The following is a 21,402-nucleotide window of genomic DNA, read 5'->3' on the forward strand; positions in this document are numbered from 1 at the left end:
CGTTCACCTACCTTCCAACGGTTCCCATGCCGTTGATGATTTTATCGAGCATTTCGTCCTGCAGCGTGATCATTCTGGCAGAGGCGTTGTAGGCATGCTGGAATTTGATCATGTCCGTCATTTCTTCATCAAGGGAAACCCCACTTACGGACATCCTGCGTTCGTCAACAGCTGATCTGAGGACATTCGAGTTGCTCGCGAGTCTTAAAGATTCCTGTGATTCAACCGCCATCCTTCCAATAACTGATTCGAAATGACCCTGAAAAGATGACTCTTTTTCCCCATAAGGTAATTTAGTGGTTGTGATAATATCAGCGAGGGCCAGCACATTTGTTGCATCCCCCAGGGTAGGATTGTCTGCACTGGCTGTGGCTATGTTGTCGAGATTGCTAAGTTCATCAGCTATTTGAATCCGTTGAGCGAATCCCTTTTTATTATCCGGATCCAAGTCTGATGAAGGATCTTTTGAATCCTGAAAGAATTTAGGTGTTTCTACTGTCGATGTCGGATTATTGATTTGTTCAGCTGTTACACCTTGTTGATGCTGTTCATTAAAGGCTTTCGCAAATTCAAACGCCATGCTGTCTAATTCTTGGAGCATGGTGACATAAGATCCTTCTGCCTCACCTTTTTCATTTTCAAATCCATATGTATCGACAAGGGCCCTCAATTTCCCTTCACCTTTTGATAAGAAGTCATTTATAGCGATCGTTTCCCCACCGATTGTGACAGAATCAACCGTATCTTGATCTCCATTAAATGAAAGATTGAGTTCCTTAGCTCCACTCTTATCGACCAGGTCCACCGGATTCTTTCCGTCTTTACCTACTAATGTTATGGTCACGGAACCTTCAGCCATTGGAGAAGACCCTCCACCGTTCGACTGATAACTTGTTTTGATCGTGACCTGTTTTGATAACTCATCGATTAAACGATCCCGTTCATCATACAAATCGTTTGGGAGATAGCCGTGGGGTTCTACTTCGGAAATTTGTTTATTAATGCTATCAATCTGCCTTGTAAGAGAGTTAATTTGCGTTTCACTCACAGTCAATTCATTTTTCAAATCGTTTCTCACGCTTGTTAATGAAGATGATAAATAATTAAACGTTTCTGCAACAGCGATTCCACGCTGACGTACGACAGACCGGGCACCTGAGTTCGTAGGGTTGACTGCTAGATCCTGAAGGGATTGCCAGAACATATCCATCGTTTTCGACAAGCCTGAATCAGATGGTTCATTCATCACTTCCTCCATCTTCTTCATGGCTTCCATTTTCGTATCCCAGTAGCCAAGCTTATTATTTTCCCCTCTATATTGGGTGTCCAGGAAAGAATCACGAACACGCTGGATCGATCCGGCTTCAACGCCTGTTCCGATTTGACCGGGAATTTGCGGACGGTTCATGGAGGGAGCCGGGTAAGGTTCCGTTTGGGCAAAATTGACCCGTTGTCGGGTGTAACCGGGGGTATTTGCGTTGGCGATGTTATGACCTGTCGTATAAAGGGCTCCTTGTTGGGTGTACATTCCCCGTTTAGCCGTTTCAAGGCCCATAAAAGTGGATCGCATGGTGTTGCCTCCGTTTCAAATGATTGGTGTTATGCTTTCGAATCGAACATGGATCTTCCTGCAGGTATCGTCTTTTCACCGTTTGGACGGGAATACGTTAATTTTTCTGATTGAGGCTGCAGCAACGACAGGTTCATATTGACAAATTGAAGAGATTGATAGACAAGCCTTTGATTAAGTTCGTTCCGTGCCTTTAACTCGGCTATCATATCAACAAGCTTTCGCTGCCAGATGCCAAGAATCTCTGCATCTTCAGGTGCACTGTATTCCATACACAAAGAGATTGTTGGGGTTTTCTCCATTCGGACTCCTAGTGAATCAAGATAGTGATTGGACTCCCGTTGTCTTTTGATTTCAAGCGTATTGATGGCTGCCAAATGCTTTTGCTCATCCTTTAGAACTGCGTCTAGCTCGATCATGGCACCTTTTTTAATTACATCCGTCTTTTCAACCGAAAGATCGAACAAACTCTTGTGCAACTTATAAAGTTTTTCCAACGTTGCAATCAATGAAGTTGCCGGCATGTCTGTTCGCTCCTTTAATTTCCGTTATAAAAATTCTTTAATCCTTTAGCAATCGCTTTAGGGTCAATGGTGTAGTTACCGTTCTGTACCTGGTCCTTGAGTGCATCTACTTTAGCCTGGCGTTCCTTGCTGATTTTAGAGACCTCCTGCATCTCTTTGGCAGCAGAAGAGATCTCAATCTTGTCAGAAGCCGTTTTCCCAGTCTTGCTGATTTGATCCATTTTGTTAAGATTGCGCTTATAAGGATTAATGTTTTGATTTCCGATATTGTTAATCTTCATCATTTTTCCCTCGCTTTCATCACGTCCATCGTCTCTACCTAGTATATCGGATAAAAAAACGGTTTGTTTAGTTCAAAAGACTGGTTAGTTCTTCCTGATTTTCTTGCGTGACGTATCTAGTTCTTATTTCTTACTGTGTAATACGTTTTTTGATTCGATTCCTTCACCTTACTCTTCCATTCTTGCTCCGACTCAAACTGCTTCAGCTCACTGACAAGTTCTGAAGAACAATCGTTACAAATCCTCCCCGTCCCAATAATCTTCCCGCATTTATCACACGGATACCCCATGTTCGGAAACTGCCTTGTCTGGATGCGCCCCTTCTTCACCCATTTATAGAGAAGCTCTTCGTCCACACCCGTCACTTCAATCACACGATTCATGGTGGCCGCACGGTTCTCCCGTCTCTTCAGGAATTGGTAGACTGCCTCGTACGTATTCTCTTCTTCTTTATAGCACGTATCGCATACATCCCTGAATTGATTTCTCATAAAAATCGCGTTGCAACGTGGACAGTTAATGATCTCTGACATCGTTCCATTCCTCCCTGATTCACTTCTATTATTCTCTATATCGGCAGATGCGAGCGTTGCTTTAACCTCTTGCAAGAGTCAAAGAGGATACTTCTCTGGCACCCGCTTCTTTCAGCAATTTAGCTGCCTGCCTCAACGTCGTCCCCGTCGTATAAATATCATCAAACAGAAGGACCCTCTTTCCCTTAACATCCCCTACACCCAACTGAAACACCTGCTCCTGCTGAAGCCGCTCCCTCCGAGTCTTCTTTGACTGCTTTTCCGAGTGGATGCGGGTAAGGAGACAAGAGGGACGGACCTCTGCTTCTTCAAGGAGGGCAGTGGATTGATTGAATCCTCTTTCATATAAACGCTCGTTGCTTAGCGGGATCGGAGTCACTAGATCAAACTCACTTTTTTCAATATAGTTTTTGAGAATAGGAGCAAATGGTTTTGCCAATACATAGTCTCCTCGATATTTGTATCGAGCAAGATACTCTTTAAGAAAATCATTATATTGATAGAGTGAATCGTTCTGTCGCAGAACCCCTTTCCACTCATGGTCAGACTCCCACCTATCACAATCCAGGCACTGCTCCCCTTTTATAAAATCATAAGGCAGCTCTTCCATGGACCGGGAACAACCTGAACAACGCTTTCCCTCTATTATTACCAGCTGTTTTTCACACTTATTACAAAGCAACGGAGGTACTCTGTAAAATAAACTTTTCCAGGATAAGACCTCCATTAGTTCTTCCCCACAGTACAAGCAGTTACTTACCATCGATCATTCCCCGCTTTCCGGCTTCCTTGTTCATGCCGTCGATATGAAGGAGCGCTTTGATCATCTCACCGGTGCGACCGAAGTGAAAATAGACGATGTCACCCTTTGGAAAGTCCGCACTTCGCCCCACTCTCCCTGCAATCTGAACAAGGGCGCTTTCCGTGAAGATCTTTTCTTCAGCTCCAAGTACGGCCACATCGATATTGGGTATGGTGACTCCCCTTTCTAAAATGGTCGTGGTGAGTAAAATAGGAATCTCTTTCTTTCGCATTTTTATGACTTTTTCTTTTCTTTGGGGATCTTCTGCATGCACAGATTGGATGAGAGGATCGATTTCTTGAAAGAGAGGAAGGGCTTTTTCCATGATTTCAACGGTGGGGAAGAAGATCAGGGCTTGTTTGGACTGCTCTAGTTTTAGGGACGTCCATTTCTTCAGTCCAGTAGGAATTCGGTTTTTCTCTAGGGATTTCTTCCAAAGTCCGCACCATGCAAAGCGTGGCAGGGGAATCGGATGGCGGTGGAAACGGGCTGGGATTTGGATGAAGGATTGCTTCCCTGTCGCACATTGCTTCTGTGTCTTTCGATCAGGTGTGGCTGTGAGATAAATGATTGAGGACTGAGTTTTCCGCGCTTTTTCTACTGCCGACTTCAAAGAATCATCATAGGAATATGGAAAGGCATCCACTTCATCGATGATCATGATGTCAAATGCTTTTTTAAACCGGTAAAGCTGGTGGGTGGTGGTTAGAACGAGCTGGCCATAGGTGTTTCTTTCTTCAGACCCGCCGTAAAGTGTGATGATCGTCGTGTCAGGGAAGACCTTTTGAAGGCGGGGAGACAGTTCAAGAATGACGTCGGTTCTGGGCGCGGCAATGCATACCCGTTTGTTTTGCTGAAGAGCTTCATGGATCCCTTCAAAGAGAACCTCGGTCTTTCCTGCCCCGCATACGGCCCACACAAGCAGGTCCTTGCTCGTATGGACTGCTGAGACCATTCGCTTGGAAGCTTCTTTCTGCGCCTCTGAAAGAGTTCCAAGCCATTGAAAAGTTGGAGGTGATTCAGGAACCGGTTCAGGCCCATGCCATGTCAGAAGCGTTGTGCACTCCGATACCTTTCCCATCATGATGCAATTCCGGCAATAGGTACACGTGTTGTGGCATCTTGAACATGAAAAGGAAGCGAACAAATGAGGCCTTTTGTTTCCACAACGGTGGCAACAGCTCTTTTCCACACCCTTTCGATAGGAAACATATCCATTTAAATAATGCTCATGCAGGACATCAATCGAAATTGGGATTTCGTCTAAAAGCAGGGATCGGCCGCTGAGAAAGGATTGAAGCTCTGAAGAGAAGGTGAAGGATTCATTGAGGGGTTGAGATGGGATGGAAGATATATCTGAAATCCGCTGTAAAATGGTACTCTCTCCTATCAGCAGGGATTCCGGGGTTAAATGGTTACCTGTAAAAGCAAAACGCAAACACATCACTCCTTTTTGGGATAGTGTTGTATTCTACACAAAGCTGTGAAAATCCTGCCTAATAAAAAGGTGCCAGGCACAAAAACGTTGTTTTGTGCCTGGCACCGGGAGTTCGGAAGTGTACCTGGTACATGATGACCTGATTGTACCTGGTACAAAATCTTATCATTGTACGTGGTACAAAAAGCGCAATCTGTACCAGGTACAACCAATTCAAAAACCCCAAAACCTACCGACTCATCTTCCGAGCCCATCCCATCCCCATCGATCCCTCACCTAAATGAGTACCGATAACAGGACCGAAAATACTGACATTGAACTCCACATTCGGATACTTCTCCTGAAGCTCATTCATCCACTCAATCGCATCTTCTTCGCGATTCGCATGGATGATCGAAGCTTGAAACTCTTCTCCTGAAGACACGGCTTCTTCAAGCAGTGACTCCACCCGCTTCAATGCTTTCTTCTTCGTACGGATTTTTTCGAACGGGACGATGACTTTATCCACAAAGTGCAGAAGTGGTTTTACCTGCAAAAGGCTTCCGATGATTGCCTGTGCCTGTGATAATCTGCCTCCGCGTTGTAAGTGAGCCAGGTCATCGACCATGAAGTATGCCTGTACCGATTGCTTCATTTCATCCAGTAACGCAACGATTTCTTCAGCGGTTTTCCCTTCACGGCCAAGCTTGGCCCCTTCAATCGCATAGAAGCCCTGGATCATGCAGCTGATCTCGGAATCATACGCATACACGTCGATTCCCTCGACCATTTCCCCTGCTTGAACGGCACCTTGATACGTTCCGCTGATCCCACTTGATAAGTGAATGGAAATGACGGCATCGTAGTCCCTTGAAAGCTTTTCGAACAGCTCGACGAACTTCCCGACAGGAGGCTGTGAAGTTGTTGGAAGTTTTTCCTGGGTGCTGACCTCTTCGTAAAATTCACTTGCCGTAATATCAACTTCTTCTTGATAGGTTTCTCCTCCCAAAATGACGCTGAGAGGGATCATATGTATGTTCAGTTGATCACGCAATTCTTTCGGGATGTAGGCTGTACTATCCGTTACAATTGCCGTTTTCATAGAATTACCATCCTTATTGTTTATTTTTAAGCCCGTGCTTTGAGCTTGTTTAGTCTACCTTATGTATCCTTTTCATTTTATATGAAAACAAGTTGGTTTGCATCTGTTTATCGGGACTTTCGGGTCCACAAAACGAATCAAACGTTTGTTTAAGACTCAGAACCCTTAAGCTATAAGGGATTCCATGTCCTAATCAAACGTTTGTTTAAAGGTCTTACCTCGTACCGACAGGCATGGTCGAGACCAGTTTTTTCGATTTTCTGGAAGACAGGAACACTCCTGCAAAGATAATCAATAAACCTAAAATGAGATTATGTGTCACAGGCTCCCTCAGCAGGACAAACCCCCAAATCATCGCTGTACCCGGAATCAAGTATGTCACAGTCGATGCAAATTCTGGTCCTCCATTGGTCATGATGTAAAAATAGAGAAGCGTCGCCACTCCAGAACCTAAACAGCCCAACCCGAGAATGCCAAGGATCACTTCACCGGATAGCAGGCTTCCTACCGATATCGGATCGGTCAACATCATTCCCACAAATCCCACCGCTGCACCGATCAACAATTGGAACGTAGAAATCACCACTACACTCGTTCCCGCCAGGTATTTTTTCGTAAACTGTGAAGCAAACGCGTAGCTCATTGTCGCAAGCACCATCGTCCCTACCCCTACAAAATCAGAAGTGAAAATCCCGCTCACCTCGAAATTCATCAGGACGAGGATCCCTATAAACCCAACGACAATTCCAATCCACTGAAATCCAGTCAATAGGACAGAGAAAAATAAAAATCCCGCCAGTGCCGTCCAAATGGGAGTCGTTGCGTTTAAAATGGAGGCCGTGTTACTATTGATCTGTGTTTCACTTAACGCAATCAGAGTCCAGGGCAACGCGGCATTACCAATCCCGACAACAAACAACTTCCACATAGGGAGCGATTTCTTCTCTCCTTTTTTCCTCTGTATAAAAAAGATCGGAAGAAGCACAAGAGCACCGGCTAAACAGCGTAAGAATACCGTCCCCCATACACCTACCGGATCCACCAGCCATTTGATAAAAACGAACGACATCCCCCAAATCAGACTTAAGCCAATCAACGCTATATATAATCTGGCCAAACCGCTTCCTCCTTTCCAACTTGTATAATTTAATAGTTAAATAGACGTTATAACATATTTTGTTAATACTATCCTATCTTACTTTGCCAGCGATGGAAACATTCTTTTTTTGTATTTTCGACCTATGATCAAGCATTCTTTTCCAGTTGGAAGAGGTTCATTCGGAGGGGATTCACATCTGCCAACTGAAACCATTTAACTTTCATGGGTTTTCGTCATATAATGGTTGGGTAGGATTTAACTTAGAGAAGACGAAAATTACTTTATAGGACTGATATAGAATGTACAATAAGGAAAAAGTGTTTGAAGAATTATCAAAGGTGATGCATTCTGACAATATCAAACGTGACGAATTGTTACGAGAGCATCTGTATACGAAGTTAGGCGGAAAAGCAGATTTCTTCTTGACTCCGACCACATATGAAGAAGTTCAAAACATCGTGAAGCTATCAAATGAAGTGGATGTTCCATTTACATTATTAGGGAACGGATCGAATTTGATTGTAAAAGATGGTGGAATCCGTGGGATCGTTCTTCATTTAAAGAACTTCACAGACATCAAAACGACCGATCAACTGATTGTCGCTCAAAGTGGCGCAGCGATCATCGATGTGTCGAGACGTGCGTTAGCTGAAAAATTATCAGGACTTGAATTCGCCTGTGGGATCCCGGGTACCGTTGGTGGTGCTCTATTCATGAACGCCGGGGCTTATGGAGGAGAAATCAAAGATGTTCTGGATTATTGCCATGTCGTCGACCGCGATGGGAACCTGGTAAAACGTACAGCCGCAGAATTGGAGCTTGATTACCGCCACAGCAATATCTCTGAAAAAGGCGATATTGTACTGGAAGCAACCTTCAGCTTGAAACCTGGCGACTACGAAGAAATCAAGGCCGTCATGGATGACCTCACTGACAAGCGTGAATCCAAGCAGCCGCTGGAATATCCATCTTGCGGGAGTGTCTTTAAACGACCACCTGGTTACTTTGCCGGTAAGCTTATCCAGGACAGTGAGCTTCAAGGAACGAACTTCGGTGGCGCTGAAGTCTCCACGAAGCACGCCGGTTTCATCGTGAATAAGGACAATGCGACAGCCTCGGATTATATTTCACTTATTGAACACGTTCAAAAAACAGTGAAAGAAAAATTTGATGTGGAACTTGAACGGGAAGTACGCATCATCGGTGAAGATCTAGAATAAAAAAGTCAGGAATCATTTGATTCCTGACTTTTTTATTGGCCATACAGCATCATCGGCGATAAAAATCCATAATTAACGATTGAAGCGCTTAGAGCAATAGTTGTATCCCCAATGTTTGAAATATGTACTGGATGAACGGAAATAAACCGAAAAAAACAGCCTAAAAGAGTTTTAGACTGATCAGGGTTTATTCGATTTGGTTGTTTACACTATCTTTTTTTGACAATGGGGGCGGGCTTCGTTCTACGGAATTCCCTGAGCTTGATTACTTGGGATTGAGATACTTTCGCATCCAGCTCATATGCTTCACGAGCTTTAAAGTAGAGTAACGACATAGCTAATGCCCTCCTTATAAAATAATTAGTTTCATATTACCCGATAAAATCTAAATAAAACCAATATAGAAGAAAAAAATCAGACGTTTTTCACTTTGCCTTATTACCATGATCATGACACCTTTTGTCAGAAGCTATAATCCCACAGGATCTTCCATTCTCCTTCTTCCAGTGCCACATAACAGATTTGACTGATGGTCAGCTCTCCGAATTGACTGTCAAAAAATAGATCGACCTCTGCTTTTCTTACATTCTTGAACGTCAGGCCTTCCTCGTTAAACGTGAACTTCTCTAATTTCTCTATTTTCCCCACTTCCACCTCAAACTCGTCTACCCCCATATGCCCCATGAATACATGGTTCTTCGTTTGAATGTAAGAGGATTTAGGGAACTTGTTCTGCATTTCCGGATGAAACAATTCCCACGCATTTCCGAAATCACCGGATTGTTCAAATCGATAAAATTCCTTGATGACCTCTTCTGGTGTATCAGGTTCCCGGCTTTCCCCCACCATCATGAATAGGGCCACTACGATCAGAATGGAGGCAATCGCCCCAATGACCAGAGGAATCGGGCTTTTCCTTCTCATAGCTCCACCACTCCCTGTCTATAGTAATCTTTATGAGGGACTTGCTGGATGTATGAAAATAAAAACTCGATTTGCCTAGAGGTTTATGAGAGTGTTTTTTTTGTTATTTCTTCTACTTTGTTAGTCAAATAAGTTAAATGTTCATCATTTTCAAGCATTTCAAAGATTAAGATCGATTTTTTAATATAAAGTAAGGCTTTTTCGTAATTCTCTTCCAATTCGAAATTATATCCAATATGATAATGAAGCTGCCCCAAACCGTACAAATGCTCTTCTTCAATACACCATTTTATTGCTTCTTTACAATACTTTATGGATTCCTTGTAACTTCCCAATCTTGTTAAAACCCTTGCAATATTGTATAGCAGGCGTGTTTTAATTGATTTATCGTTTAGTTGACCGGTAGTATTTATAGCTCCTCTGACTTCCTCATAGTAACCAAGAGCTTCTTGATATTTTTCCATACCAAAATAGAATGCACCAAAAGCAAGAAGAATCTCCATTTCCCTTTCTGACAATGCTTTCTTACTATTCGCTGTAAGAGAAAATGCTTTTTCCAGAAGTGGAAAGGCATCCTCATAATTATGTTCGACTTCAAATTTATAGATTCCCTTATGCCAATAAAGAAGCTGAAGATTAGCCTTTTCTTTAAAGAGTGGGTTATTTTCTTCTGCAATCACCATCTCCATCATTTCACTATATCTGTGCTTGATTCTTAATTTTCGCAACTGACGCTCAACTTCTTTTACGTAATCAAGTCGTGGAGTTGTCCCTATTTCAAAGAAATAGTTAACATCCACTCCGAGTTTTTTTGAAATTTGATAGAGAGAAGTCGCACTTGGATAGATGTCCCCTTTTTCAATTCGACTGATGAGAGCTTGTGTGCAAATCCCTTCTGCTAACTCACCCTGAGTCAATCCTACTACTTTTCTGAGCTCTCTAATCTTCTTTCCAATAACAGAATAATCCACAGTCTCACCACCTGAAAATATTAATATATTTATACTTTAACAGAAAACAATCAATATTTTCAGGTATATCCTCATATTTCACTACTAAAGCCATTAGATCAGAAATCCATGCCTTCCTAATCTATGGTTTAATAAAACTACGACAAATTACAATACCTTTGGACGGCACTTCTCCTTGTGGGAAGTGCTCTTTTTTGAGGGACGGACCTCACACTCCAACGGCTATACACAAACGGTGCCAGGCACAAAAAAGAGGTTCTGTGCCTGGCACCCCATTTCATAATATTAATATATTAATAATTATAAAGATAACAGAGATATTCATCAGAAATGCCGGTATATATTCACCAAAATCCTGCCATAATGACAATGCACACATTCACAATCTATGTTTTAATATACCTAACGACAAATTACAATACCTTTGGACGGCACTTCTCCTTGTGGGAAGTGCTCTTTTTTTTTTTGAGGGACGGACCTCACATTCCAACGGCTAAACACAAATAGTGCCAGGCACAAAAAAGAGGTTCTGTGCCTGGCATCCCATTTCCCAATATTAATATTTTAATAAATATAAAGATAACAGAGATATTCGTAAGAAATGTCTCTGTATATCAACCAAAATCGCACCTCAACGACAATACACGCGTTCACAATCTATGATTTAATATACCTAACGACAAATTACAATACCTTTGGACGGCACTTTCCTTAATGGGAAGTGCCCTTTTTTTAGGGACGGACCTCTTCTAGCTTTCATACATTTCTAAAGGGAGTCCATCTGGATCTTCAAAGAAAGTGAAACGTTTATGAGTATATGGATCTATCCTTATTTCTTCTGTTTCAATCCCTTTTTCAGTTAGAAGACCTACACTCTCCTCGATATCCTCTACTTCAAATGCTAAATGGCGTAACCCTTGGGCTTCTGGATAGCTGGGACGTGCCGGTGCGTCAGGGAATGAAAATAATTCGATGACGTATTCACCATTTAACGCTAAATCAAGTTTATATGAGTCCCTTTCCTTCCTGTATATCTCTTGTTTTATTTCAAAACCCAGTTTGTTGACGTAAAAGTCTTTTGATTGATCATAATCTGAGCAGATAATGGCGATATGGTGGATTTTCTTAAAGTTCATTGTCATGGGTCACAAGCACCTCCTGTTTTCACGAAAAAAAGAAGCAGCCCATAGACTGCTCCTCCCAATTCTTTATTACTTCATCGCATCCGTCAATACAGGTACGATCTGCTTCTTACGTGATACAACACCTTTTAAAAGGGCTGTATTGTTTTGTAGGGTTACATTGAATGCTTTTTCCACTTCCGCTGCTTTACTTCCAAGAGCCAATGCCGTTGAATCATTTTCCAGGATGTCAGTGACAACCAGTAGGAAAAGATCCAGTCCTTTTTCTTTGATCAGTGTTTCCATCGCAGCTTCGACTTCTGCCTGACGTCCGAATACGTCATTCACATCGACAACGTTGATTTGAGCGACTTCAACTTTCGCGTTACCCATTGAAAATTCTTTCGCATCAAGGGTTACAAGCTCCGCCACTGATTTCGTGCTCATGTTCGCACCGGCTTTCAGCATTTCCAATCCGTAAACTTGAGCGTCAACTCCAGCGATTTCAGCCAGTTCGTTCGCTGCTGCTACGTCTTCGTCCGTGCAAGTTGGGGATTTGAATAGTAAAGAGTCTGAAATGATTGCTGAAAGCATTAATCCAGCCATTTGCTTCGTTACTTCTACTCCTTTTTCCTTGTAGATCTTGTTTAAGATCGTTGCCGTACATCCAACCGGCTCTGCACGGTAGTATAAAGGATCTGCCGTTTCGAAGTTGGCGATGCGGTGGTGGTCGATGACTTCAAGAACGCGTACTTCCTCGATGTCTTCCGCGCTTTGCTGACGCTCATTATGGTCAACAAGGATGACCGTATCCGTTTCACCGGCAACCTTTTCAACCAAACGAGGTGCGTCAACGTTAAAGTAATCAAGGGCATATTGTGTTTCACCATTCACGTCACCTAAACGTACAGGCTCAACGTCCATCCCAATCTTTGTCTTCAAATCAGCATATACAAGTGCAGACGTAATCGTATCTGTATCTGGATTTTTGTGTCCGAAAATAAGTGTTTTACTCATCATCATTCTCCTAACTCTATGTAATGGTCATCTTTGATTTCATTTTCTTATATTACCATATTTAAAAGCAAAACCGCATCCGTTGGGGAAGATTTTTTCCAGTGATTATGAAGGCAACATTCCCAAATTCTGTGTTATACTAGGTGGACAAGGAGGTGACAAATAGCATGGATCAGGTATTACAAGCTATAAGAGAGCTGCAGGGGCAAATGACACGTTTTGAAGACAATATGAATGAACGCATGACGAAATTAGAAAAAAGAATGGATAAGCTTGAAGGTAATCAGCAAGACACCCAGGATAATATTACGCTTTTAGTAAAAGAAAATTGGGAACACAAAAAGGAACTTCATAAAGTGAAACGACGAGAGGGTATGGAACAGTAACCTCAAATTTTCCCACTCCCACTCTTCCCTCTTTAATTAGCACTGCCTCAAGTTGCATTCCTATAGTAAAAGTTTCATGCGTCCCATTTTATTCCCCAAACCAAAGGAGGATACCCATGCTGAACCGCAATGATCTCCTGCATCTTCTCATCAATAAAATAAAGACCTCAGATGAATTCAATCACCTCTCTACACAAGATCAGAACAGGCTTGAATCTGCCCTCAACCAGCAATTCCTTGCCCCCGATCTAAACCAAATACTTCAAGAGGAAATGTATGACGAAATAGATGAAGCATTCACGATTTTAGAGAAAAAAACCTTCCAGATAAAAATCTCGATCAAAGGTGCAAAACCACCCATTTGGAGACGAGTGCTCATACCTAATACGTTATCCTTCCATCAGCTTCATGAAGTAATCCAAACCGTGATGGGATGGACAAATACACATCTATACTCATTCCATGGAAGCCCGGGTGTTTTTGAATGCCCTGACGAAGAATATGAATTTCGTTCAGATTCAGCACGTGATTCCAATACATCAATCATTGGAAACTTTTTAGTGAGTGAGAAAGATACGATTTCTTATACCTATGATTTCGGTGACGATTGGGAACATCAGATTCTCTTAGAGAGTATCACATGGAACCAAGGACTGACCTTCCCCGTTTGTATAAAGGGAAAGCGAAATTGCCCCTTAGAAGACAGCGGAGGCATTCATCACTATCAACATGTTTTGAAGGTTCTATCAAATAACGAAAAAATGGACGAGGACGCCCAGTTTTTCAGAGAACGGTTTGGTGATCACGATCCCGAAAAATTCGATCTGGAAGAAACCAATGAATTGTTAAAAATAATGTATCTTGAAGATGAAATGGCAGACGATTACTAATGTCTGCCGTTTCTTTCACTAATCTCCCTCATGATTTCCCTCCCAATTTCATCTTCATACTCCTCATACAAGGGAGCCAGTTTCTTCATCCATTCTTCCTTTTCCGAATTCAGCAGTATATGGATGTCCAAATCTGTATTCCTCTTTAATTCACGCAAATGATCATCATTGATTTCGATGGAATGCCGGCGGATCCAATCAGTCGTTTGCTTCATCGCTTCATCAATTTCAACCCGGTACTCTTCAGGCAAGTCATCCCAAAATTCTTCATTCACTAATACGACATAGCCCAAATAAGAATGATTGCTCACTGTCAGGAACGATTGATGGTCATAAAGCTTCTTCGAGTAAATATTCGAAATGGTATTTTCCTGTCCATCTATAAATCCTACTTCTAAGTTCTCGTATATTTTATTAAAAGGCAGGTGACTTACGGCAGCCCCCATTCTTTGATAGTGTTCTTCTATCACTTCACCGGGCATCGTACGGAAGTGGAGACGGCTGAAATCACCCGGCCTGATCAAGGGTCGCTGACTATTGGTGATTTGCTTAAATCCGTTATACCAAAAGGTTATTCCTTTCACGTTTTCTTGTTTTTCTACCTTTTTCAGTAATATCTCTCCTACGTTTCCTTCAAATGCCCGTTGAACATCATCATAACTAGTAAAAGCAAAGGGTAAGTCGAACACACTATACTCTGGAACATAAGCAGACACTTTAGACGTGGCAGGGATGATCATTTGTACATTATTATTTTTAAGGGCATTCCATTCACTGATGTCTGAATAAAGCGATCCGTTCGGATAAATTTCAACCTTCACTTTCCCCTTGGTATTCTTTTCGACGAGGGCTTTAAAACGCCTGATCGCTTTTCCTTTCGGTGTGTTTTCAGAAACAACATGACTGACTTTTATGACGATGCCATCTTTCAGCTTTTCTTGATCGTCATCATATTCCGAGGTAAAGCCGTTCTGAGATTGAAATCCGACAAAATAGGCTGTAGCGATTCCTGTTAAAATAAACACCCCTATAAAGAAAAATGTTCTCATTATTGGACCTCCCCTCTCTCCGTTCTATTAAAAATGGTACAATAACTTTGAATGAAGAGGAAGGAATATTCAGAATGAATCGAAAACAAATGCCCATTCGTTGGAAGATGACGATATTATCCTTTGGTGTCGTCCTGTTTGCGCTCATCATTGGATTTATTATATTTGTCGGAAAATCGATTGAAATGAAGAAAGAAGAGTTAGGAAACCAGGCACTTATTACAGCCAGGACGGTAGCGAATCTTCCTACCGTTCAGAGTCATCTCGAGGATTCCGGAGGATGGGGGGAAATCCAGCCCATTGTAGAAAATATCAGGACAGTAAATGGCTCTGACTACATCGTCGTCCTCAATATGAACCGGATCCGTTATTCACACCCGTCGGATGAGCAGCTTGGGACCATCTCTGCCGGAAAGGATGAAGGTCCTGCTTTTGCCGAGCATAGTTATGTGACGACAGCCAAGGGGGAAGTCGGTACGGCGGTCAGGGGGTTCGTGCCGATCATGAACGATCAGCACCAGCAAATCGGTGTGGTCATTGTAGGTATCCTGCTCCCCTCTACACTCGATATAATGAAGGATCTCCAAAATGAACTCATCATTATAGGCACCATCACTCTCCTCTTCGGCATCATTGGTTCATGGTTACTGGCAAGACAAATAAAGAAAGACACCTTTCACCTTGAGCCCCATGAAATAGGAAAACTCCTGGTGGAAAGGACCGCTACTTTTCAAGCCATGAATGAAGGGATCATTGCCATTGATAATCAAAAAAGGATCACCGTCTTCAATGAGAAAGCCAAGGACATATTGGTATTAAAAGGAGACCCGACCGGAAAATCCATTCAAGAGGTCCTTCCTTCTTCAAAATTACCGGACGTGTTACACAAGAAGGAACCGGTTTATCATGAAGAAATGAGATTAGGGAACAAGATCGTATTAAGCTCCAGGGTTCCAATTCTGGTAAACGGGGACATCGTCGGGGCCGTTGCCGTGTTTCAGGACCGGACGGAGATGACTCAACTGGCTGAAGAACTGACTGGAGTGAAAGAATTCGTTGAGGCATTGAGGGTCCAAAACCATGAACACCAGAATAAATTACATACCGTTGCCGGCCTGATTCAATTAGAAGCAGGAGAGAAGGCTCTCGATTATATCTTTCAATCCTCTCAAGAAGAGGAACACCTCACTGCCACCCTGACCCGGCAGATCAAGCTTGATAGTTTGACAGGATTACTATTGGGCAAGATCAGGAGAGGAAATGAAATGGGGATAAAAGTAAAGGTCGATCCCGATAGCTACCTGGAATCCCTTCCCCCTCTGCTTGATGAACATGATTTTGTCATTATCTTAGGTAACCTGATTGAAAATAGCTTTTATGCCCTAAAAGATTCCGGAGAAGATTCCAAAGTCATTACTGTCTATCTAAAAGACGACCCGGACACGTTTCATATTGAAATAGAAGATAATGGAGCAGGAATGACGAAAGAACAGCTTCCCCACTTATTTCAAAAAGGATACACGACCAAAGGAAAAGACGGCTCAGGCATCGGACTCTACTTGATTCATAGCATTATAGAGAAAGCAGACGGTCATATTAAAGTGGAGTCAACCCCGGGTGAAGGGACGTTATTCCAACTCACTTTTCCAATGAATGGAGGGAACAATCATGAAGGAGCCGATTAATGTACTGCTTATTGAAGATGATCCAATGGTTCAGGAAGTCAATCGAATGTTCATAGAACGTGTACCCGGCTTTACAGTGTGTGCGATTGCCGGAAATGGACAGGAAGGTGCGGACAAGGTTGCATCCTTTAAGCCCGACCTTGTCCTCCTGGATAACTTTATGCCTAAACAAAATGGTCTTGAAACCTTACAAGCTTTCCGGCAGCAGGATACAGACGTGGATGTGATTGTCATATCAGCGGCACAGGATAAAGAAACCATCAAAACGATGATGAGATTAGGAGTATTCGATTACATCATTAAGCCTTTTAAGTTTGAACGATTGAAACAAGCTCTTGAGAAATACCAATTGTTCAAACACCAAATGGCTGGAGAAGGACCGGTTGGTCAGCAGGAATTAGATCGGCTTCAGCGTGTTCCCTCCTCCATCGAACCACAGGAAAAGAAAGAAGAATTACCAAAAGGATTAAACCAGCAGACGTTACAGCAGATCATTCAATTTATAAAAGACCAAAAAAGCCCCTTATCAGCAGAAGAAACCGCTGAAGGAATCGGCATCGCCCGTGTGACAGCACGAAGATATTTAGACTATTTACAGAAATCAGGTGAGGTTCAAATCATGATTGAGTATGGCGGTATTGGACGCCCGATCAATCGATATCAATGGCAGTAAGAAAGAGGCTGGGACAAAAGTGTTCTAGTCTAAGTAAAACCCGAACTCATTTGCATTATTTTCCGCAAATGAGTTCGGGTTTTTAATATGTTCAATATACTTTTAGATTTTAGCTCTCTCCAGCGGTTGATTGGAGTGCAAGACGAAGACTCCTGCGGGAAGAGTAGCTTATGTGAGACCCCGCAGGCTTGCCGAGGAGGCTCACGGGCTACCCGCGGAAAGCGAAGTCTTGCACGGAAATCATTAGCGGTATGAAGAATCTACACTGTAATTGTTCGTCTTTACGTTGTGGTTCTTTAGTTTTGTCCCGGCCTCTTTTTTGTTCTCCTCAACCGCACTCCCGGACCAAAAAGACCAAAACGTCCTTTAAGTTCTAAATATTCTAATTTTATTTTGTAAGCGTTATCATATTTAATAGGTAACTTAAAGGAGGACGAAGCGATGAAAAAATTAAAATGGATATCGATAATAGCCATCATTTCATTACTACTGGCGGCATGTGGAAGTGATGGCGCAAGCGGCGGCGATTCAGGCAGTGGCGGTGATTCTTCCAGCCAATCCATCGTATTTGGGACAGGTGGGACGTCTGGTGCTTATTATGCGATTGGCGGATCTTTAAAACCGATTTTCGAGGAAAGTGATTCGATTGGGAATGTAACAGTGGAATCAACAGGAGCTTCTGTAGCCAATATTCAGAACATCACCGACGGATTAAATCAAATGGCGATCGTCATGAGCGATGTTGCCTATGATGCCGTAGAAGGAAAAGGCCAATTCGAAGGCAATAAAATAGAGGTGCAGGCTCTTGCAGGCATGTACCAAAACGTTGTCCAGGTTGTCGCTATGTCTGATAGCGGAATTAAGAGTATTGAAGATTTAAAGGGTAAGAAAGTGGGCGTCGGTCAGGTAGGCTCCGGCGTGGAACAGAGTGCGAAGAAAGTATTGGAAGCAGCGGGTTTATCATATGATGACCTTGAAAAAGTCACTCACACCGGGTACGCGGATTCTGTACAGGAAATGAAAAATGGCACACTTGATGCCGCATTCTTCACATCGGGTGTACCGAACAGTAATATCACAGACCTTATGCAGCAGAATGATGTATCGTTTGTTGAAATCAAAGGAGATCTTGCTGATAAGCTAATGGAGAAATACCCATTCTATAAAACATTTACGATCGAGTCAGGAGACGAGGCAAAGTACAACCTGGATTCAAAAGTCGAAACAGTCGGCATCCAAAATATGCTGATTGTATCGAAGGATGTAAGTGAAGACACAGTGTACGACTTAACAAAACGTTATTACGACTACTTAGGAACAGATGCAGTCGCGGTTGCACCGCTTAAAGAAGTCAACCGGGACGAAATGGCGAAGGGCCTCATTGCTCCATTGCACCCGGGAGCAAAGAAGTTTTATGAAGAAAAAGGATTACTGGAATAATCGAGAAAGGGCATCAATCCTGGTGCCCTTTTCATTCTATCTATGAGAAAAAGAATCCTGGGTGCCTCTGCCCTGCTCCTTCTTACCCTTCTCGCCGTTGTCCCGATGAACACGATGGTCTTATCCTATGAGAATAAAAATATAGTAGTGCAGCCTTTTTTCAACCAGAAGGAAGTGTCCATCCGCTGGACACATTCTGTAGAAAAAGAAGATTGGGAGGAATTTTTTCTCATTGAAAATACGACCATCACCTTGACCTCCACCCGTTTCAAAACGTTTGGTGCCGGTGTCCCGGATGTCGCAGGCGAGGACACATTTATCAAAGACGGATGGGTGTATATGACGGATATCCATCAACCTGTTGGAGACTCATTGCGCTTCCAGACAGGTAAAAATACGAATCATCGTATTTCATTTAATGAACGAACTTTAGTACTTGATCCACAGCGGTCCTACCAATTATCGGTGAGGTCCGTCCCTATGTATCAACTGTTTTATATGATTGTTAATGATTAAGCGAGGTGACTCATGATGAGAAAACAAAAGAATACATCCGTGGAAGAGTTGGATCGGGAGGGAAATACGAGAAGCGGGTTTCCCAAAGTAATCGGGCTGTTTATTTTAGTATTAGCAGCCGGGATTGCACTTTTCCATCTATACACGTCTTATGCAGGGGCGTTAGTCGATGTAAAGCAGCGAAGCATCCACTTGTACGGATTGATGGCGATTGGATTTATCCTGTACCCTTTTATCAGTAAAAAGAAAGGCCACCCTGTTCCATTTTATGACTATATCTTAAGCGGGTTGTCCTTGTTCGTTGGTATTTATATGTTATTCAGTGCAGAGCGCATCATTAAAATGGGTGGACAAATCAACGATACCGATTTCATTGTCGGGATACTCGTCATTGTCCTTCTCCTCGAACTTACAAGGCGTGTGACCGGCTGGGGATTGACCCTTCTTGCCCTTGGGTTTTTAATCTATGGTCTTTATGTGAAGCTGGCCATTTATCCGGAATTAAATTCTCAAATCACAATGACCGTGACAAAGAAAATGATATCCCAGCTTGTTTACATTACGGAGGGGATCCTCGGTACAGCGATCGGCGTATCGGCAAGCTACATCATTCTCTTCATCTTGTTCGGAGCATTCCTTAGCCGCTCGGGCATGGGGAAATTATTCAACGACCTGGCACTGGCCGTCGCAGGACACACAAAAGGCGGGCCTGCTAAAGTTGCCGTCATCGCCAGTGGATTTCTCGGTTCCATCAATGGTTCGGCTGTTGCCAATGTCGTGACAACCGGGGCTTTCACCATCCCATTGATGAAAAAAATCGGCTATAAGAAAGAATTTGCAGGGGCTGTTGAATCCGCTGCAAGTGTCGGTGGGCAGATCCTTCCCCCAATCATGGGTGCAGCCGCCTTCATTATGGCAGAGAATCTAAATATTCCTTATACGAAAGTGATCTTGGCAGGTATCATGCCTGCACTGCTATTCTACATCGGCATCCTGCTTCAAGTGCATTTTAGAGCTTCCAAACGCGGATTGCATGGTGTACCGAAATCAGAATTGCCATCCGTGAAAGCAGTTCTGGCCGAAAGGGGACATTTAATCATCCCGATGGTGATTCTCCTGTTCTTATTATTCTCAGGAAAAACACCATTCTACGCTGCGTTCTGGTCTATCTTGGCAACAATTATCATTTCCGGTTCGAAGCAGGTCCTTACTTTATCAAGCCTACTGGGAGTATTTTTCATTTTCCAACCACAATTGAATGGCCTCCTTTCAGGAGAAGGCATCCCTCCCCTTAAAAGCGGATGGTGGGAACTCCTGTTGATCGTGGTGATACCTTTAATCATCAATCTCGTTAGAAAAACAAAAAACCTGGAAGCAGAAGAAATCGGTTTAAAGGATTGCGTACAAGCATTGGAAGAAGGAGCGAAAACGACGATTCCGGTTGCGGTCGCCTGTGGTGCTGTTGGAATTGTCGTCGGTGTTGCCTCACTCACTGGAGTTGCACTGGAGCTTGCAAACAGTATTGTCGGTATTGGTGAAATGATCGACAGCCCGCTCCTACAGCTCGTCATTACGTTACTGCTGACAATGGTCACTTCCATCGTGCTGGGAATGGGCTTACCAAGTATCCCAACCTATATCATCACGAGTACCATGGCAGCACCGATCCTTTTACAGCTGCCATTGTTCCGTGAATTGGCCGGGTCGACGGAAACAGCTGTGTTTGTTGCTCACATGTTTGTGTTCTACTTTGGAATCTTCGCAAATATCACCCCGCCTGTCGCACTGGCAGCCTTTGCCGGAGCAGGCATCAGTGGCGGTGATCCGACTAAGACCGGATTCCAGGCGATGAGACTTGCCATTGCAGGATTTATCGTTCCGTTCATGTTTGTGTTCTCCCATGAAATGTTAATGGTGGACGCATCTGTTACGAGTATTCTTGTCCTGACCGTAACATCTGTTATCGGAGTGTTCCTGTTATCCGTTTCCATTGAGGGCTATTTCAAAAAGAAAATCCCTGTCAGTATGCGCTTGATTAGTGCTGTAGCCGCTTTTCTCCTGATTTATCCCGGCTGGGTGACAGACATTATCGGCTTCACCGTCTTCGTCTTTGTCCTGTTTTGGAATTACCAGGGAAAGGGTACACCTATGAATAAAGAGATCAATATTCCAAATTAAATGA

General features: G+C 43.0%; 22 protein-coding genes. 8 read left to right on the forward strand and 14 right to left on the reverse strand.

What is annotated here, in order from left to right; translation table 11 throughout:
• Nucleotides 1-7: 7 nt before the first annotated feature.
• The 8 genes from flgK to TV75_RS08885 all read right to left on the reverse strand — a co-directional run bounded on the left by flgK (nt 8) and on the right by TV75_RS08885 (nt 7,346).
• Nucleotides 8-1,570: a flagellar hook-associated protein FlgK gene (flgK, locus tag TV75_RS08850; protein ID WP_044338362.1), complete on the reverse strand. Its 1,563-nt coding sequence runs from the start codon at nt 1,568-1,570 to the stop codon at nt 8-10.
• 29 nt (nt 1,571-1,599) lie between these two features.
• Nucleotides 1,600-2,094: a flagellar protein FlgN gene (locus TV75_RS08855; protein WP_044338363.1), complete on the reverse strand. Its 495-nt coding sequence runs from the start codon at nt 2,092-2,094 to the stop codon at nt 1,600-1,602.
• A gap of 14 nt (nt 2,095-2,108) precedes the next feature.
• Nucleotides 2,109-2,378 (reverse strand): flagellar biosynthesis anti-sigma factor FlgM, encoded by a 270-nt coding sequence (flgM, locus tag TV75_RS08860; protein WP_367379307.1) that lies wholly within the window; start codon nt 2,376-2,378, stop codon nt 2,109-2,111.
• A 113-nt stretch (nt 2,379-2,491) separates the two neighbouring features.
• Nucleotides 2,492-2,908 carry a TIGR03826 family flagellar region protein gene (locus tag TV75_RS08865; RefSeq protein WP_044338365.1) on the reverse strand — a complete coding sequence of 139 codons (417 nt, stop codon included), beginning with the start codon at nt 2,906-2,908 and terminating at the stop codon, nt 2,492-2,494.
• Between the two features lie 61 nt (nt 2,909-2,969).
• Nucleotides 2,970-3,347, reverse strand: coding sequence for a ComF family protein (locus TV75_RS22590; RefSeq protein ID WP_367379308.1), 378 nt, complete (start codon nt 3,345-3,347; stop codon nt 2,970-2,972).
• 313 nt (nt 3,348-3,660) lie between these two features.
• Complete coding sequence (locus TV75_RS08875; RefSeq protein ID WP_082051209.1) at nt 3,661-5,154, reverse strand: DEAD/DEAH box helicase; 1,494 nt, start codon at nt 5,152-5,154, stop codon at nt 3,661-3,663.
• A 223-nt stretch (nt 5,155-5,377) separates the two neighbouring features.
• Nucleotides 5,378-6,229 (reverse strand): DegV family protein, encoded by an 852-nt coding sequence (locus TV75_RS08880; RefSeq protein ID WP_044338367.1) that lies wholly within the window; start codon nt 6,227-6,229, stop codon nt 5,378-5,380.
• Between the two features lie 214 nt (nt 6,230-6,443).
• Entirely contained in the window at nt 6,444-7,346 is a 903-nt protein-coding gene (locus TV75_RS08885; protein ID WP_044338368.1) for a DMT family transporter, read from the reverse strand.
• Between the two features lie 281 nt (nt 7,347-7,627).
• Between TV75_RS08885 and murB the strand changes: the two genes are divergently transcribed.
• Nucleotides 7,628-8,548, forward strand: coding sequence for a UDP-N-acetylmuramate dehydrogenase (gene murB, locus TV75_RS08890; RefSeq protein WP_044338369.1), 921 nt, complete (start codon nt 7,628-7,630; stop codon nt 8,546-8,548).
• Between the two features lie 209 nt (nt 8,549-8,757).
• Here the strand turns inward: murB and TV75_RS22505 are convergent, their stop codons facing one another.
• From TV75_RS22505 to TV75_RS08910, 5 genes are all read right to left on the reverse strand, one after another.
• On the reverse strand, nt 8,758-8,883 hold the full coding sequence (locus TV75_RS22505) for a hypothetical protein (RefSeq protein ID WP_299743027.1): 126 nt from the start codon (nt 8,881-8,883) through the stop codon (nt 8,758-8,760).
• A gap of 127 nt (nt 8,884-9,010) precedes the next feature.
• Nucleotides 9,011-9,472, reverse strand: a complete 462-nt coding sequence (locus TV75_RS08895) for a DUF4878 domain-containing protein (RefSeq protein ID WP_044338370.1) — start codon at nt 9,470-9,472, stop codon at nt 9,011-9,013.
• A gap of 83 nt (nt 9,473-9,555) precedes the next feature.
• On the reverse strand, nt 9,556-10,443 hold the full coding sequence (locus TV75_RS08900) for a helix-turn-helix domain-containing protein (protein WP_044338371.1): 888 nt from the start codon (nt 10,441-10,443) through the stop codon (nt 9,556-9,558).
• Between the two features lie 749 nt (nt 10,444-11,192).
• A complete protein-coding gene (gene gloA2, locus TV75_RS08905; RefSeq protein ID WP_044338508.1) occupies nt 11,193-11,579 on the reverse strand; it encodes an SMU1112c/YaeR family gloxylase I-like metalloprotein in 387 nt (128 codons plus the stop codon).
• Between the two features lie 75 nt (nt 11,580-11,654).
• Entirely contained in the window at nt 11,655-12,581 is a 927-nt protein-coding gene (locus TV75_RS08910; RefSeq protein WP_044338372.1) for a manganese-dependent inorganic pyrophosphatase, read from the reverse strand.
• A gap of 167 nt (nt 12,582-12,748) precedes the next feature.
• On the opposite strand from TV75_RS08910, the gene TV75_RS08915 reads away from it, so the two are divergent.
• The gene (locus tag TV75_RS08915) at nt 12,749-12,967 is read left to right on the forward strand and encodes a hypothetical protein (protein WP_044338373.1); all 219 of its coding nucleotides are present in this window, start codon (nt 12,749-12,751) and stop codon (nt 12,965-12,967) included.
• Between the two features lie 116 nt (nt 12,968-13,083).
• Nucleotides 13,084-13,857, forward strand: coding sequence for a plasmid pRiA4b ORF-3 family protein (locus TV75_RS08920; protein ID WP_052504474.1), 774 nt, complete (start codon nt 13,084-13,086; stop codon nt 13,855-13,857).
• On the opposite strand, the gene TV75_RS08925 is transcribed toward TV75_RS08920, so the two are convergent.
• Nucleotides 13,854-14,906, reverse strand: coding sequence for a DctP family TRAP transporter solute-binding subunit (locus TV75_RS08925; RefSeq protein ID WP_044338374.1), 1,053 nt, complete (start codon nt 14,904-14,906; stop codon nt 13,854-13,856). The two genes, TV75_RS08920 and TV75_RS08925, sit on opposite strands and share 4 nt — an antisense overlap.
• 74 nt (nt 14,907-14,980) lie before the next feature.
• On the opposite strand from TV75_RS08925, the gene TV75_RS08930 reads away from it, so the two are divergent.
• The 5 genes from TV75_RS08930 (at nt 14,981) to TV75_RS08950 (ending at nt 21,398) form a co-directional block, all read left to right on the forward strand.
• On the forward strand, nt 14,981-16,591 hold the full coding sequence (locus TV75_RS08930; protein ID WP_044338375.1) for an ATP-binding protein: 1,611 nt from the start codon (nt 14,981-14,983) through the stop codon (nt 16,589-16,591).
• Nucleotides 16,575-17,264, forward strand: coding sequence for a response regulator (locus tag TV75_RS08935; RefSeq protein ID WP_044338376.1), 690 nt, complete (start codon nt 16,575-16,577; stop codon nt 17,262-17,264). The genes TV75_RS08930 and TV75_RS08935 overlap by 17 nt, the downstream gene beginning before the upstream one ends.
• A gap of 441 nt (nt 17,265-17,705) precedes the next feature.
• Nucleotides 17,706-18,704, forward strand: coding sequence for a TAXI family TRAP transporter solute-binding subunit (locus TV75_RS08940; RefSeq protein ID WP_044338377.1), 999 nt, complete (start codon nt 17,706-17,708; stop codon nt 18,702-18,704).
• 42 nt (nt 18,705-18,746) lie between these two features.
• Nucleotides 18,747-19,220 carry a DUF1850 domain-containing protein gene (locus TV75_RS21110; RefSeq protein WP_052504475.1) on the forward strand — a complete coding sequence of 158 codons (474 nt, stop codon included), beginning with the start codon at nt 18,747-18,749 and terminating at the stop codon, nt 19,218-19,220.
• 12 nt (nt 19,221-19,232) lie between these two features.
• Entirely contained in the window at nt 19,233-21,398 is a 2,166-nt protein-coding gene (locus TV75_RS08950; RefSeq protein WP_253275499.1) for a TRAP transporter permease, read from the forward strand.
• Nucleotides 21,399-21,402 lie beyond the last annotated feature (4 nt).

Source organism: Rossellomorea aquimaris (genome assembly GCF_000935355.1).
GTDB lineage: Bacteria > Bacillota > Bacilli > Bacillales > Bacillaceae_B > Rossellomorea > Rossellomorea aquimaris_B.

Bases quoted from the DNA above. Each gene is read 5' to 3' on its own strand.
- flgK (WP_044338362.1), bottom strand. From the start codon at position 1,570: ATGCGATCCACTTTTATGGGCCTTGAAACGGCTAAACGGGGAATGTAC.
- TV75_RS08855 (WP_044338363.1), bottom strand. From the start codon at position 2,094: ATGCCGGCAACTTCATTGATTGCAACGTTGGAAAAACTTTATAAGTTG.
- flgM (WP_367379307.1), bottom strand. From the start codon at position 2,378: ATGATGAAGATTAACAATATCGGAAATCAAAACATTAATCCTTATAAG.
- TV75_RS08865 (WP_044338365.1), bottom strand. From the start codon at position 2,908: ATGTCAGAGATCATTAACTGTCCACGTTGCAACGCGATTTTTATGAGA.
- TV75_RS08875 (WP_082051209.1), bottom strand. From the start codon at position 5,154: ATGTGTTTGCGTTTTGCTTTTACAGGTAACCATTTAACCCCGGAATCC.
- TV75_RS08880 (WP_044338367.1), bottom strand. From the start codon at position 6,229: ATGAAAACGGCAATTGTAACGGATAGTACAGCCTACATCCCGAAAGAA.
- murB (WP_044338369.1), top strand. From the start codon at position 7,628: ATGTACAATAAGGAAAAAGTGTTTGAAGAATTATCAAAGGTGATGCAT.
- TV75_RS22505 (WP_299743027.1), bottom strand. From the start codon at position 8,883: ATGTCGTTACTCTACTTTAAAGCTCGTGAAGCATATGAGCTGGATGCG.
- TV75_RS08895 (WP_044338370.1), bottom strand. From the start codon at position 9,472: ATGAGAAGGAAAAGCCCGATTCCTCTGGTCATTGGGGCGATTGCCTCC.
- gloA2 (WP_044338508.1), bottom strand. From the start codon at position 11,579: ATGAACTTTAAGAAAATCCACCATATCGCCATTATCTGCTCAGATTAT.
- TV75_RS08910 (WP_044338372.1), bottom strand. From the start codon at position 12,581: ATGAGTAAAACACTTATTTTCGGACACAAAAATCCAGATACAGATACG.
- TV75_RS08915 (WP_044338373.1), top strand. From the start codon at position 12,749: ATGGATCAGGTATTACAAGCTATAAGAGAGCTGCAGGGGCAAATGACA.
- TV75_RS08920 (WP_052504474.1), top strand. From the start codon at position 13,084: ATGCTGAACCGCAATGATCTCCTGCATCTTCTCATCAATAAAATAAAG.
- TV75_RS08925 (WP_044338374.1), bottom strand. From the start codon at position 14,906: ATGAGAACATTTTTCTTTATAGGGGTGTTTATTTTAACAGGAATCGCT.
- TV75_RS08930 (WP_044338375.1), top strand. From the start codon at position 14,981: ATGAATCGAAAACAAATGCCCATTCGTTGGAAGATGACGATATTATCC.
- TV75_RS08935 (WP_044338376.1), top strand. From the start codon at position 16,575: ATGAAGGAGCCGATTAATGTACTGCTTATTGAAGATGATCCAATGGTT.
- TV75_RS08940 (WP_044338377.1), top strand. From the start codon at position 17,706: ATGAAAAAATTAAAATGGATATCGATAATAGCCATCATTTCATTACTA.
- TV75_RS21110 (WP_052504475.1), top strand. From the start codon at position 18,747: ATGAGAAAAAGAATCCTGGGTGCCTCTGCCCTGCTCCTTCTTACCCTT.
- TV75_RS08950 (WP_253275499.1), top strand. From the start codon at position 19,233: ATGATGAGAAAACAAAAGAATACATCCGTGGAAGAGTTGGATCGGGAG.